Raw genomic sequence first — 19,876 nt, forward strand, 5'->3', positions numbered from 1 at the left:
TAGTTCCGTTCGTCGGTAATAGTGTTGACATATCACATTAAGCGGAAATAGTTTCATAATTTCTCCTTACTGAATTTTTTGCCTTAGTTGCGTTAATACGACTCCATACTTTCTCGTGAAAATAAAAACCAACAGCATTACACAATGGCTCAACCAACGCGACTAAACCACCTACTGCAATACTACCTGTTAATAAATAAGCGACACTAAAAGCGATAATAAAGTGCATACAAGTAAAGGTTATAGTCTTAATCATTTCTCTTACCCCAATTAAGAATAGTTCTTAATTACAGTATAGGCCTTTCTATGATTTAATAAAATTTATTATTACTATGCATTCAATTATAAAAAACTATGGCAAGACTCAGTTAAGACAAAAAATTAGACATCAATTAAATAATATACTACTGTAAGCCCCTACAATGATTAAACAGGGAAATTACAATGAAAAACATTATCACCTTGTTAGATGTTAATATTCCAATTATTCAGGCGCCGATGGCAGGTGTGCAAGATAGCCAACTAGCGATTGCGGTTAGTAATGCAGGCGGTTTAGGGTCATTACCGTGTTCCATGCTCTCTGTAGAAGAACTCCATCAACAATTAACCATTATCAAAGAACAAACAAAAAAGCCCATCAATCTTAATTTCTTTTGCCATAAAATGACTGAACCTAACCAGCAACAACAAGCTGCATGGTTTACAGAATTAGCACCCTTTCTTAATAAGTATCAGATTGATCCTAGCACGATAAATATTGAAACCAATCGTCGTCCTTTTGGCCAAGAACAACTTGATGTATTAGCAGAATTTAAACCTAAAGTAGTGAGCTTTCATTTTGGTTTGCCAGACAAAAACCTACTAGACCAACTTAAAGAATGGGGAACTACAATACTATCCACAGCAACCACAATAGAAGAGGCTCTTTACCTACAAGCCAATGGTGCTGATGTGATTATTGCACAAGGACTAGAAGCAGGTGGACATCGTGGCATGTTTCTCACTGATGATTTAATGACCCAAATAGGTACAATGGCTTTAGTCCCACAGGTCGTTGCAGCAGTAAATATCCCTGTTATTGCTACGGGTGGTATAGCCAATGCAAACTGTGTAAAAGCAGCCATGACGCTAGGTGCTTCAGGCGTACAAGTTGGCACCAGTTACCTATTATGCCCAGAAGCAAAAACCAGTTTGTTACACCGCCAAGCCATTCTTTCAGACGAAATTAAACACACCGCTATCACCAATATTTTTACTGGTAAACCTGCACGAGCACTTATTAATAAAGCTATTCAAGAAATTGGCCCACTTAATTCTCTAGTTCCTAGTTTCCCTTATGCTACGCCAGCCATGGCGGCACTAAGACAAATAGCCGAGTCGCAAGATAGTAATAACTTCACCCCGTTATGGGCCAGTCAAAACATCAGTGGTTGTAATATTATTCCTGCCGCAGAAATTACTAAACAACTAGCTAAAGGGATATAACTCATGCAGTTTAGTGGTTATATGCAAGCCTGCTAATTCTGCTAAGTATTCATCTAGCGTTAGCAGTCCCATGCTAGACATTGCTCCTCTAGCTACTAGCTTACCAGCTAGTAGTTTCCGCGTTAAAGCAACAGAAGAAAGACAAGGGATATTGACGCCATCATTCGCTTCAGCAATAAGCTCCCAAACTAATTTAAGTGGTTTTTGATCCTTATCCAACCCCGTGAGTTGGATATACATTGCGCTATTACCATCACCAAAGCGTTCTAATCTTAAGGAATTTTTATGCAACATTGCTGCATACTTTTGTGGCTTACTAATAAGTCCGTAACGAATCAACCAAGAAAAAAGCCATGTACCATAATGAGTAAGTTTTAAACCCGTACCTGCTGAAAAAGTGACCGTATCAACCCCTTTATAATGCTCAACAAATAAACTTAAATCAGGCACCTCACAAGCAGCCAGTGAACGTTTACCAACAGGCTCTGAGAACTGATGGGTATATAAATCCTGCCAACCAAAACGATCTTGCCATGCGCCATCTATCCATTGTTTAATAGGCTTACCACAATAGGCCAACATCCCCTCAATAGTAGATTTTCCAGGTATTTTTTCAGACGTACTAATGCCTATTTCAATCCTACGTAATGCTGCAAATCTAGGCAATAACTCATTGATTACAGCACTGCTTAAACCAGGCACAGAACTAGCACCAGCGCAAACTAATACATTTTGCTTTAGTGCTTGCTTATGCAGCGTCTTAATACCACAAACAAACTCGCGCCCATCGGCTAGATCAATATAATGAGTTTTCGCCTCAATAGCTGCCTCTGCTACTGCATAATTTTGCCCCTGAAAAGGGCCTGCTGTGGAAATCAATAGATTAATCTGTTGATGTTTTAAAATAGTGGCTAAATCGGCTTGATTAGCATCTAACTGTATAGCTTCTGCATTTATCGTCCCTGCAAACTGCTGTGCTTTTACTAAATTTCGGCCTGCGATAATAAGCTCAATGCCAGCTATTGTATGTAAATGGCGTGCTATTATTTGCCCAAAGTTACCATAACCACCTAAGATTAATACACGCATTGCATCGCTCCTCAGCTATCAAGCAATACTCGTCTTCCTTGTAAGCCACCTGTATGAATAAATACAATCCGTGTGCCTTTGGCAATAAGTCCTGCCTGTACTTGCTGTTGTAAAAAAAATAATGTTTTGCCTGTATAAACAGGATCTAGTGGTAAACCTGTTGTTTTTTCAACTTCGTTAATAAAATCAAGTAGCTCTCTATCTGCTTGACCAAACCCTTTTCTAGCTGCAGATTGTAATTGGTAATTGGCTATTTTAATAGGAATCTCATCCAACAAATTTTCAATTTGTTTATCCACATGGTAACAATCAGGCACTGCTAGACAACCTACCACCTGATGCCTGTTTTCTTTACCCCAAATAATTCCTACTAATGTACTGCCAGTACCTACACTTACATAGATACTATCAAAATCATCCCAACCAATGGTTGCTAATTGCTGCTTGATCATTTTAGGAATAACCTGACAACCCTTAGCACCTAATAACCCACCACCGCCTTCTGGCACAAAATAATAGTCTGGATATCGCTGCACCCACTCTTGCCAAAAAGCGTCTTGATAGCGACGACGAAATTCACCATAGCTTAGCCAATGAAGCTCCATACCAAGATTTTGCAAATCTATAACCGTAGGCGTTTGTATAGGATTACCACGAATTAATCCCACTGTTTTAAAACCTAACCTTTGCCCTGCTGCCGCCAATGCATGTAAATGATTAGAATGAGCGCCACCTACACTCACTAATCCTTTTGCTTTTTGATCAATTGCCTGATGTAAATGGTATTGCAACTTAAACCATTTATTACCTGAAATTAAATAATCTGTTTTATCCAGTCGTAAAACTGCTAACTCCACTCCCGCTTGTTCAAAAACAGGTAAATTTAAGCGATTGAGTACCACCTTGTCCGTTACAAAAAACAATTTATCCATAAAAAAACCATCACAAATTTTTGTTGATTATATAACAGCCACTTAATTCACCAACATTAATTAATTATTATTGCTTAATATAATTAAACTATTTCCTTGTATTAGCAGTGTTCAACTTATACAAAAACGCTTATAGTATAAATATAAACTCATCCAGCACTCTTTAATTAGGATAGATTATGAAAACCATCTACAGTATTCTTGTGATTATTGACCCTAAACATGATAATAATCCCGTACTTACACGCGCTAAAGAGTTTGCCACGGTCATGAAGGCATCACTGCATTTACTGATATGTGATGAATCCAAAAACAAAGCTGGTTTACTGACAAGCCTAGTAAACAACCTACAGCAAGAAGGTTTTCAAGCTACTTCTGAAATTGCTTGGTATAACAACTACCATAATACCATTGTCACGATCCAGAAAGCCCAAGGCTGTGGTTTAGTGATTAAAACCCATCTCGCTGATAGTGCATTAAAACGCGTTATTATTACCCCTGAAGATTGGAAACTACTGCGCACCTGCCCTTGCCCTATTCTTATTGTTAATCAAGATAGATCGTGGTTAGGTCGCTCTGTGTTAGCCGCTGTAGACTTAGGCAACCCTGATAAAAACCATATCGCATTGCATGATGGAATAGTCAAACTAGCTAATACATTAACCCGTGTTGCAGAAGGCAATCTGCACCTAGTGAGTGTGTATCCTTCACCTATTTTCTCAGAAATTCATCCAGATTCTAATGTGCCTGGTATGACACCTGAAATTAAAGAAATATACACTTCTGCTTGCAAAGCATTTGAAGATCAATACCCTGCTCTTGCTAAAGAAAATATTCATCTTGCTGCTGGCGCAGCAGATATTATTATTCCACAAGTGGCTAAAGAGCTTGACGCTGCTGTTTGTGTAATTGGTACCGTTGCTCGTACGGGTATTTCTGGGGTGTTAATTGGTAATACTGTGGAAGCCATTTTAGATGATTTAGATTGTGATATCTTAATTCTCAAACCTGACAGTATCAACGAACAACTACAACAACTTATCAAACAAATTCAATACTAAGATAAGCAAACAGGATAGTTTTTACTATCCTGTTACCCCGCCTAACACAATACTAAACATAATGTATTAGTTGCACTTCTCTGACTAACTCACCATAATTTATTAAAACTACACTTATTAGTAAGGCATACTACAATGAACATCAAATATAATATTCTAAATAGTATTATTATCACTATGGCAATGGCTGCCACTGTAGCCTATGCAAACCCCAAAAGTTGTAATACTGCAGATATCATTCAAAAAATAGAGCAACGAGTAGACAGTATCACTGATTATCGTGTAACCATTGTGTCTGCTGTAAATGAACAAAAACCTGCTGAAATGACTTTGTATGGCAAACGCCCTGATCTACTAAAAGCAGTTATGCAGCTTTCTGAAACAGATAAACTAACCATTGTATATGACAAACAATACCAATGGATTGAAGAAGGTAATATGGTTTATCAAGTCAACTTAAGTAAAAGTGAAAGAAGAACCGCTGAACGCCCTTTTGATACAGACTACTCATTAGCAGGTGGTTTATTAAGTGGTGAAGATTATGTTGGCACTATCAAAACCATGTTAACCATTTATAATCTAAAAGCCTCGTGCCAAGCGAATACCATTACTTTAATAGGCGATCTAGATATTCCAAAATTTACTGAATATACTAAGAGTCGTAATATCACGGCTCCTTTAGAGGAGTTTGTTGAGCAATTTGCCAAAACCCTTAAAAAAGCCACTATTAAAGTAGATAAAAATAACTACCTAGTCACCAGCTATCATTTAGTAGGTACAGATAAATTTAACGTACAGTTTAATAATTATGACTTTTCATCCCTTTCAGCTGAACAGCTAAGTTATAAAATACCTGAAGGAATAAAACCTATTGATATTACCCCAGGAGCACCCCAATCTGAGCCAGTACCTGCCACAGATGGGGAAAGTAATTAGAATACACCCTAACCAGAAACTTCTTGACAGACGGGGCTTGCCTATGTAATATTCGCTCCGTCTTTATTGGGGCTATAGCTCAGCTGGGAGAGCACTTGCATGGCATGCAAGGGGTCAGCGGTTCGATCCCGCTTAGCTCCACCAATTTTCAAGCTAGTATATTGATACTAGCTTAACCTCTAAAATTAATTCTTAAGACTATTTTGCTAGCTTCTAGATCATTCATTATTAGTTCACTTAGCTTGATGTTATCAATTCATTTAATGTAATAATTATAGCTTTTATAAGCTAAATGTTAAATTAAGGCTCTTATTCTTTTAGAAACCTACTATTAATGATATTATTTTTATAAATACCTTTATAAAATTTATTAATTAATTTAGCAAACATTATGTCTATATTTTCAAGATTCAAAAAAAAACGCCTTAAAAGAAAAAATAAACAAATCCTTAAAGAAAAACTCGCTACTAGCCACCCTTTAGAAAAAGGAAGTATTTTATTTGAAAATGTTTATCCGCTACATAAAATGGGATTTGGCAGCTATGGAATGCCAAAGGTTTTTAATGCTGAGTCTATAGAATGTAAATTAACGATTGGTAAATTTTGTTCAATAGCTGATGGGGTTAAAATAATTTTAGGTGGTAGACATTTCGCTAATTGGGCAACAACTTCACCTATATGGATATTAGACAACAATATTGAACCGCCTAAAAGCAAGCCAAAATTTAATAATAATGTTATTATTGAGAATGATGTATGGATTGCGACTGACGCAATAATATTGTCTCCCGTAAGACTTGGAAATGGTTGTATTGTTGCGGCTGGCTCTATGGTTACTAAAGATGTACCACCTTATGCTATTGTAGCAGGTAATCCTGCGAAAATAATAAAATATAGATTTTCACCAGATATTATTGAAAAATTGCTTGATATTGCTTGGTGGGACTATCCAGTTGATGAGATTAAAAAAATCTCACCTATTTTAAATTCTGAAAATATTGATGCATTAATTAATTATTCAAATAACCGTAAAACAGCAATGGCAACAAGAGCTAGTTAAATAAAATTAGAGTTTAAAGATTTAATAACCAAGGCTGTTACGAATATAAACTATATTAAAATTAGCTAGGTTACCTTAGGATATACAACTAGTATGATTTCTATTAAAAAATGTCAGGAAACTGAACATTTAAAATATAAATAATAAGTAAATAATTTTATTTTAATAAGTAGATGACAGGCAATAAAAAAGCCTTGTACATATTATGTAACAAGGCCTATATTTGGCGGAAGCGCAGAGATTCGAACTCTGGGAGGGCGTTAACCCTCGCCGGTTTTCAAGTCCAGATATAAAATCATTATAATCATAGTGTTAAATCAAAATCATTTCCGCAAATACTTATTTTCATAGCCTTTAAACCCCTTGTAATTACTAAACTGCTATTTTAATTGCGGAAATGATTTTGTATACTTATAACCATCTTTAGTCTTATTTATGTAATAATATTTTCTGCTTAATTTAAAAAATAAATAAAGAATGTGTTATGTTAAAAAAAATTGAAGATATAGAAAAAGCTTTAAAAGCCAAGGCATATCTTTCGGCATTAGCCTTAGCACTGACTTTACCAGATATATGTGGAAAAGTAGCTTATCCTAAACTTAAGGTTGGTGAAAGATATATCAAGTGGTTCGATGAGCATGTTACTGATGACTCTCCCAATGAAATTGCCAATTACCCAATACTTGATGGTAAAAAATGTTATAAGTTGCGTTGTGCATTTCTTCATGAGGGCAGTATCAACGGTATACCTGATGTTGATAAATTTGAGCTATGCATAAATGGCTACTCTTCATTTGGAATCATTACAAGCTCTTTTGGTGAGAATGAAGAAAATCTGCTTCACTCTATTAAACTAGAGATTAGTCAGGTTTGTCTTTGGATTTATAGCAGTGCAAAAGTATTCTATGATAAGCATGAAGATAAATCAGTATTTGAAGATCAAAACATAACCATAATTGATATCGATGCTGAAGCAAATAAAATTCAGAGAAATGAATAAGGATTTTTTATATGATTGATACTCCCTCTCAAAAAGATATTTTTATAGATATATTGAACTCCAAACCATATAGTAATAGGGTATCTTTACACTTAAAAAGTAAACTTATAAATGGCAATGACCTTTATTTTCATGGTGTTATACATGTTATAGATGTGCTTGAAGGAATAACAAAGCCTAGAATACAAGATTTGAGAGTAGATTTATTAATAGATCCGTTAAAACAAAACTTAAAAGGAGAATTAATAGGCTATAAACATGTTCATTACCAACATGATAATGAACCCTATGCTTTAGCTAATATAAGCTTAGGGTTAACTGGCAGTCCTGATACTTTTCAGTCTATAGATGACCTAAAAAACTATAAAGAACAACACAATATTTCATCTAATGATATGGTTGAAAACCTACTAAAAAGAAGAAATGAAGGTAGATCAACTCAACATTGGTTGCTATTTGTCGAAAATAGCAAAGAAAATTATTATTTAGATACTAGCGAACATGTAAAATCAAAGTCCACAGAAGAAATTAATTTAAAAAATAATTTAGATAATCTAAAACGTACAATTCATATGAACAAATGACTGTACTTGACAACACAATTGGAAGTGGTACTACTGGTGTTGCCTGTGTAAGAACTAACTGTCATTTCATTGGAATAGAAAAAGAAGAAAGGTATTTCAATATTGCTCAAGATCGTATCAATTAAGAAATTCAACATCAAAAGATGCAAACAGCATCTTTATTCTAACACTATAATTTAATAAATTTATTGAAGAATACTTAGTTGTAGAGTTTCTACACTTGGATCTAATACTAAAGTCTAACAAGCAAATAAAACAATAGCTTTACAAAGACTTGTTTTTTATATGGACATAATGTTTAATTGATACGCTTTAACTAAATCGTTAAGGCTGGGATTGACCTCCCATTTAAGTATCCTACCGCCATAGATATAACTTAGTGCATGTCTAGTGCTTTGTTGTATCCGCTTTTATGGCGGACTATGGGTGGGACATCTTCGGATGTGCCGTTTGGATACTTACGGTAAGGTCAACCCTCTCATAGTCCGCCCCCATATCTGAGCTGTTATAGGGCTTTAATTTAATAATAAATAAGGATGTACCTATTATGTTTCACACAGCTAACGAAACACATTTCTATTTTGATGTACAAGGTATTTCTAATAATAATCTTCAAGTATTAGCTTTTGATGGTATAGAAGGTTTAAATAGTGAATATATTTTTGAAGTAACATTAGTTTCAAATCATTTACGTTATGATATAACTAAATTACTGAGTCAATCTGCTTATCTATCCTTTACCCCTGATAAGTCTCAAGGTGTACATGGCAATATTCAATTTGTTAAACGTGGTGCAGTAGGTAAAGACTATTCATTGTTTAAAGTAATTTTAGCTCCAAAATTTAGCCACCTGCATAAACGCTTTAATCAAAGAGCTTTTATCAATAAATCTGTTATTGAAATCATTACAACAATACTTAATGAACATGGGCAACAGCAAACCATAGACTTTGATTTCAAATTAAAAGAACAATACCCCAAAAGAGAATTTTGCTGTCAGTACGAAGAGACAGATGCTAGTTTTCTCTATCGTCTCTGTGAAGAAGAAGGTTTAAGCATTCACTACCAACATAGTCAAGATAATCATTTAATGGTAATCAGTGATAATAATAACTTTTTCCCAAGCCATCAAAATAGTTTTAGCTATGCTAGTGATACAGGTTTTGTAGCTGATTATCCCATCTTTAAACGATTTGATGTAAACCTTTCTAGTACCACTACTGCTGCCAGTTATAGAAATTATAATTTTCAAAACATGAAAATACCTGAAGGCAATGCACAAGGTACTCAAAATAAAAAGGCTAATGATGCCCAAGAACCAAATTTAGAATACTATGATTACCCTCAGCACCACCTTGATAAAGCCAGAGGTGATTATTACTCTAAAATAGAAGTAGAACGCTTACGTGCTAACCACATACTTGCTGAATGCTACAGCGATATACCTGATCTAAAAAGTGGCTACTGCTTTACAGTAGAAGATTATCCAGCACTAGATACGCTTGATAGTAGTGATAAATGGCTAGCTATACAGGTGTACCATCAAGGTAGACAACCACAGGTTTTAGAAGCAGTAGGCAGTGAAGTTAGTGCAATCATGCAACAACCTAACTATTTATTTAAATACTACAAACACCCAATTAACGAAGCGCTACAATTTCCCTTTGATAAATTTGCCCAAGGGTATCGTAATACATTAGTTAGCATACCTCACGCTGTACCACACCGCCCTCAAAGACTACATCCAAAGCCTAAAGTGTTAGGTGCACAAACCGCTATTGTAACAGGTGCAGCAGGTGAAGAAATCTACTGTGATGAATATGGACGTATTAAGCTGCAATTTCATTGGGATCGTGAAGGAAATTATAATGAGAATTCATCCCACTGGGTAAGAGTAGCCAGTAACTGGGCAGGTGATGGTTATGGCACAGTAGTAGTACCTCGAGTAGGTATGGAGGTCACCGTTGACTTTTTGGAAGGTGATATTGATAATCCCATTGTAACAGGGGCTTTACATAATGGTGTCAACAAAGTCCCTTATGATCTCCCTGCCAATAAAACCAGAAGTGTTTTTAAAACCTCTAGCTCAAAAGGTGGCGTAGGTAGCAATGAGCTTAGAATAGAAGATAAAGCAGGTCAAGAACAAATCTTTGTACAATCTCAAAAAGACTTTGATCAACTTACAAAAAATAATCACACAGTACAAGTTTTAAATAATAGTCACCTTCAGGTGCAAAATGAACACTCAGAAACCATAGTAAAGAATCGTTACCAGCACCAAATTTCTGAAGAACATCATCTGACAGCATTAGACCGTAAAACCCAAATCATGATGAATGATTATAAAACAGTGGGTATAGCAGAACATGAAACCATAGGTACGATTAAAACCACTGAAGCTGGGATGGAAATCCATTTGAAGGCAGGTTTACAAGGTATTATAGATGGTGGCTTGTCACTTACCCTTAAGGCAGGTGGGCAACATATTGTACTTAATCCAGCAGGTATCTGGATGACTATGCCCGTATGGACAGGTGGTGTCCCAATGGAAGGAACACCAGCAATACCGTTACCACCAATGAGTAAAGCAAATACAGTCGTTGCTACAACAGCACCGCCTGTTATCTTGCAACCAAGGCCAGCTACGGTAGTACCTAACTTCCAAAGTGCTAGTATGCAAGGTGCAATGATTATTCCTGTTTGTGGCAAACAAGCTAATGCCCCATGTACTAGAGGGGAGGCTTGTCCATGCAAGAAAGCATTAACCGCTTAATAGCACAATCTAAATCAGCAAAGCCACAATTTGCAGCTAATTTGAATACATGGTTTCTACTGGATAAAGTACGTGGTGAAAAAACCTTACCTGCTTTCTATCAAGGGGGTAACTCAGGGCTTATTGCTAATATTGACTATCTCGTGATGGGTACAGACCATGCAGACCTATTAGAAGCAAGTCCTTTACTGATTAAACTTAATCATACTCAACTAACAGAATCACTCTATCAACATATCCAGCAAGAGCGTAGCGGCCTATTTATCCAAGCCAAAGACGATAATATACTGCCTCATCTGCAATATTTATTTATTATGCAAAGTAAAGAGCAAGGCCAAGTCTATGCTCGTTACTATGATTCAATATTTTGGACAACATTACAACTCAGTTTAGCCGATCAACAATCCGCTATTTGGGGCAATTTACAAAAAGTCTATACCCTAGCACCTGATAGTAATGACAAACAGCTAAACTTTTTTAACTGGACAACACCTAATCCTGGTATTAATAAAACCACTACTCCACCAACAGAGCCAATCTATCTAAGTTCTGATTTTGTAGAGGTTAACGAAACCATACAACTCTACTACCTACTCAGCAAAGCTTGTTATCAGCAACAACTAACCATACCGCAAGATAGACTATCTAATGCCCTATTAAATTTTAGGACTATCGTTAAGACAGGTATTAACCAAATACACTTACTGGAAAAACTAGCCAAACTTTGTATTGAACAAAATAACCTAGCACTAATACCAGAAGTACAGCAGATATTACAACAAGCCGATTTACCAGATTATGACAAAGTTGAACAACTGGTAGACTTATATAAAGGGAACTAATCATGTCAGTAGATCAAGAAAAAAATACAACGGAAACCAAACAACTACCAACCGTACAACTTACCCCTTATGAGCCTATAAGATCAACTGATACCGTTTGTACAACCACAGGTACAGGTTGTAGCTCAGATGATAAAGTTTTTGAAGATATAATTTATATCCCTATGCAAAAAAAGTTTTGGCTTTTAACTAAGCAAGCCTCTTACGAACTTGAATATGCTACTGTTAGCTTATACACCAGCACCAAAGGCATTTTAGGTGCTTCGGCTGAAGAAAAAGCCAAACTCATGGAAAAATTAGATATTTCCCATCTAATGAAATTCTTTTATAACCCTAAACCAGCTGGCTTTCTATCAGAAGAAGATCAAAAACGCTATCAAGAGCTTCAACAACAACTACAAAAATATGGGGAAGATACATGGGAAGGTAAGTCTATCTATGTCTACAAAGTCACTAAAAAACAGTTAGAAGAACTCGATCGTAAAGGTATTCAAATAGCTGAACAACAAGGCTATATAGCTGATAAAGGGGAACTCTATACCCCTGAGCAAGCCATACTAAGAAAACTGCTTGCACAATATGTCAAAAACAAACAAAAGATTATGGCTAATGAAGATACCAAAAAGCAATTTACCACTGTTTTTGACAAACTCAATCAACTACAGCATACCAAGCAAGGCATACAAAATATTGCGTATATACGCTATTTTGCCCCTCATGCCATATTAGAATTACAAGATGAAATTGATAAACTCGATCAACTGGTTAAAAACCATATTACAGTCATCTTAGAATTAGCCACCATAGGCATTGCTACACCAGAGTTTGCATTAGGGCAAAATGCATTCTCCAAAGAAGGTCAGCATATTGTTGAACGGGGTATGCAACGTATCTTCTTTATGCAAACTGAAGAGGCAAAAAAAGAAGGCATTATTGATGAAATGAGCCAGCTTTTTGCAGACTGGCAATTTTTCTTAGGTAATATCGGCGATTCTGTACCCGCTACTGCTTTTATCGAAAAGCTAAAACAACTGATACGAATAGAGAGCAATGTACAAAAATTTGTAGACCATGCCGAACAGCTAGCCAGTCAATTTGTGCCACCAAAATTATTACTTTGGAATCCAGAAGATTACAAGCCACAACCTAATACGGCATTGCTGAATGCACCCATGTCTATGAGAGAGTTTACACGCCCTCTTACTTTTCAAAAACTAAAAACTAAATCAGGGGCAAAAGACCTTTATCAATTCTCTATTGATGACTTAGCTAAACGTACCAAAAATGCTCCTCAATTCCTTAAACGAATAGCCAACTATGCTGCTGAGTACCCCAAGTTAAAAAAACGCCTAAGAGACCTCAACAACAACCATGATGAGCTATTTGAAATTTATCTAACTGAACTAGGCTGTAAACCCATAGAAATTAAAGGCAATACATGGTTTAACCAAGAAAAGCTATTCGATCCTGAAGCTTTATATACATCATTAAGTAACCAAAAAATACAGGTTAAATCATTAGAGAATCCAGTAGATAGAGAAGCATGGGGTAAACTATTACAATACACCATCTTCCAAGATAACTTTTTAAACAAAATCATGGGCTTTGACCCCAGTTATGGCGCACAACTGGTACGTTTTTTAACCAAACATACTGAACAATATGTACCTTTTATGGAATATGCAGCAGAGTTCTCTACAAACTCCCCTTCTTTACCCAACTTCACAGTAGGGGGTGTAGGCGCTAAATTAGTGGTTTCACCCTACCATAATAAAGCCTCGTTGGGTCCTTTTTATCTGCCTAACCTAGCCAATGCTATCCATCCTGTAGTTTCCTTCGATCACCACAAAACCCATCAGCCTATCGAATTAGACTTTGGCTACTTTATCTTTAAACTGGTGGTAGAAGGATCAGGCTTTGTAGGGGCAAGTTTAGCCCTATCAGGCAACCTAGCACTGAATGCTAGTCTTGGACGTTTTCAGGTAGAACTAGAACAACCTGCTTATTTAGGCGAGAAACCGAGAGGCGTAGTCGCCTCCGCAGGTGGTGAACTCTTTGCAGGGGTACAAGCAGGTGTTAATGGTACGGTACAATGTAAATGGTGTCCCCCCAAAGGCACTAAAGGCCATTTTTGGAAACGCCTTGATCTAACCCTGAGACAACTACAGGGCGACCAAACCATCGCAGGTAAACTCAACGATGACCTAGACCCACTGCAAGAAAACAACTACAAAACCCTTGCTTCCTTTGGATTAGGCGTAGCAGGTACCATAGGAGCTGGGGGCAATGCCATGTTTGCACTAACCGCTAATCGAGAAAAAATCAGACTTCATCTAGGATGGGGCTTAACCTATGGCATTGGGGCTAAAGGTGGTCTAAGCTTTGAACTAGACTATGCCTCTGCTATAGATATTGTGCGCATTGTATTACAAGCCATTCGTAAAAATGATAATCGCCCTATTGGTTGGTATGATGATATGGGGCAAGCAGTAGATGACCTACCATCAGGCAGAGATGAAAATAACCAAATTATTATCAGTGAGAGTTTCTATCGCTTCTCCACTGCCCTAATGCTAGTTGGTCGATCAGTAGCTAGCCTAGCCTTTGCTTGGACACTAGGTATTAGCAAAATAGAAACACTTTATAAACAAATGACGGCTGATTATGGGGTAATGGCTGCTCATTTAGCTAATCCTGAACACCTAAGAGAACTAACTGAATGGTTTGCTGAATTGCATCCACAAGCCATTGGTGCGCTTTTCTATCATCTAACTAAAGACCTAGCAGGTAATAACTCATGGGCTAGTATAATTTATATGCACCATTCAAGTAAGCTCTCTACAGGTGAATTAATTGCCTGTCAGCAAGTGGCTATTGCTAACTGCATTAAATGGTTATTAGCCCGTAAAAAACCGAATGAGCGTGATCACCAACTGTATCCTAATACCGCCCAAGCCATTTTTGGGGAAGCCGTATTGCGGATGGATAATGCTGAGGGTACTAATGGCAGTTTAGATAAATATTATCAAGCCATTAATCCCAATAAAACTCAGGTATGGGCAGAAGATGCGGATAAAACCAACTACTATAAAAATATTAAGTTAATTCGTGAAACGATGAAAAGAAAGGTTACTGCTGATAATACACGGGTAACGATAGGTAACCCCATAGGAGACCTTGGAGCATTACAAGCAAGCAGTAGAAAAGCAAAAGAATATTTTGATGGTAATTTTGATAAACTTTTTAAACCTGCTTTTGCTAATAGCTATACCTTAAATGACTTTATCGAGCAACGTAATACCCGTTTGATTGCGCTTAATACACTAGGAGGAAAATCTAATGAACAAACGGTTTAAACAACAATTAATATTACTAGTTTGTTTATTAGTTACTTTAACTAGCTGGGCAGAATTAACCCCTGAGCAAGAAGCAGCTAAACAAAAAGGTATTTTACTCTATCAGCAATCCCATCTATATGAAGATACTGAAAACTACCTATTACCAGCAGTCGAAGCAGGTGATGTAGAGGCAACAGTTTATTTAGGTATTGTTTTTAAAGTCACCATGCCATTAATGGCAGGAAAATATTTAGAAAAAGCAGCTAATCAAGGTGATCTCTATGCTATGTATCAGCTTAGTATGGACGGTGCTATTTGGGATCAGTTTGGTTATACCGAAAATACAAATAAAACGGATTGGAAAAAGAAAGGGGCTGAACTAAGCCTTGAACGAGCAAAACAAGGTGATATAGAAGCTATGCACCTTTACTATAGATTTACAGGCGATTTAAATTGGTTAAAAAAATCCGCTGATGCAGGTTGGTTACCTGCCCAAGAAGATATTACATATCAAGTAGATAAAGGTAAACCACCCTTTGATAAACTAACCAAATCAGAGCAAGAACAACTATTTAGACAGTATAGAGACAGAGCCATTGCAAATGGCTCATTAAAAGTAAAATATCGTGCATTTTTAAGTTATGACAGTGAATTTCATACTCATTCAACGATTGACCAAGCTGTCGCCCAAAAATATTTATTAGAGTTAGTAGAAAAAAGCTATCTCCCTGCTATGGAAATTTATATATATGCATTAAGAGGTAATTCTAAATATTTTAATAAATATGGTATTGAGCCAGACCCAGTAAAAGCCTATGCCTTGACTGCATGGATGGTCGATATGGGCATAAAAAATAAAAATGATTTAACCTACTATACAGAGGGCGCTAATATATTAAATAATGATTTAGAAAATTTAACTTATACTTATGTACCCCCTTTAACTCCCGAACAAATTAAACAAGGTGATATTTTAAAAGAACAATGGGCTAAAACCCATCCGCCTTTAAGAAATAGTAATGACAAATTACGCAATGTTAATAAAGCTTTTGAATAAAAGCAGAGTAGCACTAATGAACAAACGGTTTAAACTAAACTTTATTTGGTTATTTTGTTTGTTTTTAGCACTACCTAGTTGGGCAAAGCTAACCCCTGAACAAGAGCAAAATAAACAAAAAGGTATTTTGCTTTTTAATCAGTCTCGACCAAATGACAATATTGAAAAACTCCTATTAATAGCAGCCGAAGCTGATGATATAGAAGCAATGGTCTATTTAGGAATTGTCTATATAGAGCAAGGTAAACAAGGCGACCCTGAATCCATGTATATTTACTATAAATTTACAGGTGATTTAAATTGGCTGATCTAGGTTGGTTACCAACTCAAGAAAATATAGCTTATGAAGTAGATACAGGTAACCACCCTTTAATAAATTTAATAAAACCAGCAAGATGAGCTTTAACATCAGTACCTTTTATTAAGGCTGAGGAGTTGAATGGAAAGGAATAGGTAGGACTTTATCAATCCTACCTATTTTTATCTATCAGAATCTTTCAATATAAATCTTGAAAGGTTTTACTGTAGCTCTAATAACAAGGCCATTCTTTAATTTACGACTCCAGCGTAAAATAAAAACACCTTTTTCATCTGTAAAAGTGTCCATAAACACCTCCATAAATAAAAGGTTGCCACTACTTAACCAGTATATAGACACAATAATTGATTAGATGTATACTAAAAGAGTAGTCTTTAGTAACCCATTAGTTATTGTACAAGAAGCGAGTGGGGAACTTCTTTAATAAGGTACTATCAATACCTTATTACTATTTAATAAAATGGCTAGGTTTGCTGTAAACATTCCTAGTCATTTTATTTTATAAATCTTTAACTATTTTACACATTCGTATTATCTCCAGAATATAAATCATTAAACTCATTATCAGGCAATGACTGGTTAACTTTTTGTGCTAATTTATAACGATTAGGTATATTTCCACCGCCCTTAAAAGTTTGCTCAATCTTCCCCTTCTTATGTAACTTACTTAATACTGTAGAAACTCTTGATGATGGGGTTTTTCCTTCCACCTCTATACCTTTTGATGTTAAAACAGTCATTATTATTGGGGAATCAAACTCCTGATCTCCAAGTTTTAAAATAATGCTCCATATATCATCAATTAGAGTTCTTTTACGGGGAATAGGTATATTTAATTGAGATAAATCAATTAATTCATTTACCCCTTGACTTTCTTTATCAGTATATATGTTGCCAGTAATCTCTTTAACCTCAGGTGCATCTTGAAGATATGTTGACTTCTTATTTTCAAGATACTCTAAAACACCATATTTACCATGTTGTTGGATTTCAAGCTTTTCAATTTCACCTCTTAATTTATTAATCTCAACATCAAGTAGTTCTAATTGTTTTTTTGTCTGATTAATTTCGTCATCATAAGGTGTATTATTAATCATCTAAAATCTCCAGAATTCTTTATTATTCCAATAATAACACAACAAGAATAATGGAAGCAACAAAAAGATTCGAGTTTAATTGTATAGATTCCGTTGAATATTAATTCAATGTTTAATAAAGGATATGGAGCTTATTCTTTAGAGTAAAGTATGATCAACCATCCTAAAAGGCACGCTATTGTGGTTGTCGTCAAACTTATTTAGAGGATGAAAATTATTTTGAATTTGAACTAATAAACTTTAAACCTTTGGAGATGTAAATAAGCTCTTCAAAATGAGGTAACCAAGCTAAATTATTATTACTATCCCTGCCTAAATATTGGGACTTTACCCAACAAACTAATTGTCTGATTGAATCACCATCATACGGCCTACGAAAGTCCTTGAAGTAAGCCCGTACTGCTCTATTATGTGTAATATTTTGATCTTTAGCTAAATCATCAAGTGAGTCTGACACCTTTAAGCCCTCACTTAAAACTGCGTAAGGCTCATCAGAGTAAACTAGATTTTGTGCAAATACAGAAGTTGAAAGAGCTATTTCCTTTTTCAGGTTTATAGTAGAAGTTTGAGGTGATTATTTATTATGGATTGAGCAAAAGATTTTAATCTTATTTCAGTGATTGAAAATAATATTCTATTATAATTAAGTCATGCTTTTATTCCATTAATCCCTAATAGCTGACCACCTTGATTTAAATAATCAGGTGTACATTGTGTATTGGGATACGAAATAGCATAGCCAGCAAGTCCTACTTGAGAACCATCACCTGCTAATCCCACCACAGAACCTAAAGAGCCATTTTGCCCTAAATCACCACCCTTGCCACCAGCTATAGTATATCCATTAGCAAGTGTTTGACCTTTACCACCTGTTTCGATAGTAGCCTCAATGGCACCATTACCATTAGGTGTAGTACCTATTGCCTCACCAGCACCGCCTCCACCATGAGCTAGACCTACTGTAATCTGGTTATTATTAACTATTCTAAAACCTCTGGCAGTAGCACCACCGCCTCCTCCACCACCAATAACAGCAAAGTTTTGAATTTGTGTAAATTTGTACCCATTTCTGATAGCATCACCACCGTTATAGGCTTTTCCCCCTACTAATGGTGGGATACCATGACCACCTTTACCGACAATGTAGCCAATATTAAGAATAGTAACCATGCTACCCTCAGGAAAGTTATCATCAATTAATAAGGCTGGTTTAGTTATATCTTGTGAGCCTATTATGCCTTCATTCACTAATACAAAATTTTTAGACAATTTACTCATATCAAATAAACTGGACAAGGTAATATTGTATAACGTTTGATCGACTGGATTATGATAAAGCTGATCATCTTTCAAATTTCCATCTGGCAATGGGAAAAATTGATATTTTCTACCCCAATCCCCTATATTAATAACACCCTTTTTTACTTCGTGCATTTTGCCATTAAGATTTAAAATAATTTTATTTACTTTATGATAGGCATTATTCCAAGCTAGTTTTACAAGTATCATAATCAACTAATTCCAGTAGGGATTAGGGTCATAAATAAGATAGCCTTCTAAATGCTCACCCGTTCCATCAGGAGGCACTTCTGTTGCTATATTCCATTTAATTTGACGATCTAAAAAATAGGGAATACTACCTGCTACCCTTGTACTACGTTCAGGATTTTCTCTTTCGTAGGCAATACATACACTGTCTACTTCTGTATCTTTGGCTTGTGCAATAACATTATTAGCCGTTCCTAGAACCAGTGGCTTTTTCTTTTCATCTGCCATAATAAACACCTTATAGTTGTGTATAATCTTCTTGAATGGTCATTAATTCGGTAGCAGATTTTGCTTTTCCCACATATTGATGAATTTTCCCATCATTAGTGTTAGGGTCTAAAGGCGTAGTAACAATTTGTCCTGTTGTACCTAAATAATAGCGTGAACCAATGGTTAATCCTGATAATGCAGCATTAACAGTGCCTAATGGATAAACGGCTACTGTCTCGCCTGAAGCTACCGCTTCTTTAATAAATCCCTCCCCTGGTCGAGTATTAGAATTATCTGCCATCCGAATAGAGGCTGTACCGCTATCCTCAAAGATATTAACAAATGATCCTGCACTAATCGCTTCACTTGCCATAATAATATCAGGTGTTTCGGTAGTATCAGGTAGCATTGAAACATCCAGTTTACCTTCACTGTCTAACGCAGGGATTTTTCCTGCATCAGCCGCACCTGTACTGATCGTAATTGCACTCACTAACTTACGTACACCATTTACTAATGTTAAAATCTTTTGTACTGCCATCATT

At 35.9% G+C, this 19,876-nt stretch carries 19 protein-coding genes and 1 tRNA gene; 13 read left to right on the forward strand and 7 right to left on the reverse strand.

The genetic code is table 11. The features are described from left to right. Positions 1–37: 37 nt before the first annotated feature. Positions 38–256 (reverse strand): DUF2061 domain-containing protein, encoded by a 219-nt coding sequence (locus JHT90_RS11385; RefSeq protein ID WP_201091037.1) that lies wholly within the window; start codon positions 254–256, stop codon positions 38–40. A 188-nt stretch (positions 257–444) separates the two neighbouring features. Here JHT90_RS11385 and JHT90_RS11390 point away from each other — a divergent pair, with 188 nt between their 5' ends. Further along, complete coding sequence (locus JHT90_RS11390) at positions 445–1,485, forward strand: NAD(P)H-dependent flavin oxidoreductase (protein ID WP_201091039.1); 1,041 nt, start codon at positions 445–447, stop codon at positions 1,483–1,485. On the opposite strand, the gene JHT90_RS11395 is transcribed toward JHT90_RS11390, so the two are convergent. Next, positions 1,468–2,574, reverse strand: a complete 1,107-nt coding sequence (locus tag JHT90_RS11395; protein ID WP_201091041.1) for a saccharopine dehydrogenase family protein — start codon at positions 2,572–2,574, stop codon at positions 1,468–1,470. The two genes, JHT90_RS11390 and JHT90_RS11395, sit on opposite strands and share 18 nt — an antisense overlap. Before the next feature lie 11 nt (positions 2,575–2,585). Further along, positions 2,586–3,506, reverse strand: coding sequence for a 1-aminocyclopropane-1-carboxylate deaminase/D-cysteine desulfhydrase (locus tag JHT90_RS11400; RefSeq protein WP_201091043.1), 921 nt, complete (start codon positions 3,504–3,506; stop codon positions 2,586–2,588). A gap of 179 nt (positions 3,507–3,685) precedes the next feature. Between JHT90_RS11400 and JHT90_RS11405 the strand changes: the two genes are divergently transcribed. The 12 genes from JHT90_RS11405 to JHT90_RS11460 all read left to right on the forward strand — a co-directional run bounded on the left by JHT90_RS11405 (position 3,686) and on the right by JHT90_RS11460 (position 16,470). Beyond that, positions 3,686–4,567, forward strand: coding sequence for a universal stress protein (locus tag JHT90_RS11405; protein ID WP_201091045.1), 882 nt, complete (start codon positions 3,686–3,688; stop codon positions 4,565–4,567). Positions 4,568–4,702: 135 nt separating this feature from the next. Next, positions 4,703–5,503: a hypothetical protein gene (locus tag JHT90_RS11410; RefSeq protein WP_201091047.1), complete on the forward strand. Its 801-nt coding sequence runs from the start codon at positions 4,703–4,705 to the stop codon at positions 5,501–5,503. A gap of 68 nt (positions 5,504–5,571) precedes the next feature. After that, positions 5,572–5,647, forward strand: a tRNA-Ala gene (locus JHT90_RS11415). Positions 5,648–5,894: 247 nt separating this feature from the next. Continuing rightward, positions 5,895–6,563 (forward strand): CatB-related O-acetyltransferase, encoded by a 669-nt coding sequence (locus tag JHT90_RS11420; protein WP_201091049.1) that lies wholly within the window; start codon positions 5,895–5,897, stop codon positions 6,561–6,563. Positions 6,564–7,047: 484 nt separating this feature from the next. Beyond that, positions 7,048–7,563: a hypothetical protein gene (locus JHT90_RS11425; protein ID WP_201091051.1), complete on the forward strand. Its 516-nt coding sequence runs from the start codon at positions 7,048–7,050 to the stop codon at positions 7,561–7,563. Positions 7,564–7,574: 11 nt separating this feature from the next. Next, entirely contained in the window at positions 7,575–8,147 is a 573-nt protein-coding gene (locus JHT90_RS11430; protein WP_201091053.1) for a hypothetical protein, read from the forward strand. Continuing rightward, a complete protein-coding gene (locus tag JHT90_RS15425; protein WP_201091055.1) occupies positions 8,144–8,272 on the forward strand; it encodes a DNA methyltransferase in 129 nt (42 codons plus the stop codon). Before JHT90_RS11430 ends, JHT90_RS15425 begins: the two co-directional genes overlap by 4 nt. A 422-nt stretch (positions 8,273–8,694) precedes the next feature. Further along, the gene (locus JHT90_RS11440; RefSeq protein ID WP_201091064.1) at positions 8,695–10,920 is read left to right on the forward strand and encodes a type VI secretion system Vgr family protein; all 2,226 of its coding nucleotides are present in this window, start codon (positions 8,695–8,697) and stop codon (positions 10,918–10,920) included. Then, entirely contained in the window at positions 10,896–11,762 is an 867-nt protein-coding gene (locus JHT90_RS11445; protein ID WP_201091066.1) for a DUF4123 domain-containing protein, read from the forward strand. The genes JHT90_RS11440 and JHT90_RS11445 overlap by 25 nt, the downstream gene beginning before the upstream one ends. Before the next feature lie 2 nt (positions 11,763–11,764). Then, a complete protein-coding gene (locus JHT90_RS11450; protein WP_201091068.1) occupies positions 11,765–15,118 on the forward strand; it encodes a hypothetical protein in 3,354 nt (1,117 codons plus the stop codon). Then, complete coding sequence (locus JHT90_RS11455; RefSeq protein ID WP_201091069.1) at positions 15,102–16,157, forward strand: SEL1-like repeat protein; 1,056 nt, start codon at positions 15,102–15,104, stop codon at positions 16,155–16,157. The genes JHT90_RS11450 and JHT90_RS11455 overlap by 17 nt, the downstream gene beginning before the upstream one ends. A gap of 16 nt (positions 16,158–16,173) precedes the next feature. Further along, positions 16,174–16,470 carry a hypothetical protein gene (locus JHT90_RS11460; RefSeq protein WP_201091071.1) on the forward strand — a complete coding sequence of 99 codons (297 nt, stop codon included), beginning with the start codon at positions 16,174–16,176 and terminating at the stop codon, positions 16,468–16,470. 524 nt (positions 16,471–16,994) lie between these two features. On the opposite strand, the gene JHT90_RS11465 is transcribed toward JHT90_RS11460, so the two are convergent. From JHT90_RS11465 to JHT90_RS11485, 4 genes are all read right to left on the reverse strand, one after another. Further along, positions 16,995–17,573: a hypothetical protein gene (locus tag JHT90_RS11465; protein ID WP_201091073.1), complete on the reverse strand. Its 579-nt coding sequence runs from the start codon at positions 17,571–17,573 to the stop codon at positions 16,995–16,997. 648 nt (positions 17,574–18,221) lie between these two features. After that, positions 18,222–19,082, reverse strand: a complete 861-nt coding sequence (locus JHT90_RS11475; protein ID WP_201091076.1) for a hypothetical protein — start codon at positions 19,080–19,082, stop codon at positions 18,222–18,224. Positions 19,083–19,088: 6 nt separating this feature from the next. After that, positions 19,089–19,349, reverse strand: a complete 261-nt coding sequence (locus JHT90_RS11480; RefSeq protein ID WP_201091078.1) for a hypothetical protein — start codon at positions 19,347–19,349, stop codon at positions 19,089–19,091. A gap of 10 nt (positions 19,350–19,359) precedes the next feature. Then, complete coding sequence (locus tag JHT90_RS11485) at positions 19,360–19,875, reverse strand: hypothetical protein (RefSeq protein WP_236253934.1); 516 nt, start codon at positions 19,873–19,875, stop codon at positions 19,360–19,362. Position 19,876 lies beyond the last annotated feature (1 nt).

It is taken from the genome of Entomomonas asaccharolytica, assembly GCF_016653615.1.
GTDB lineage: Bacteria > Pseudomonadota > Gammaproteobacteria > Pseudomonadales > Pseudomonadaceae > Entomomonas > Entomomonas asaccharolytica.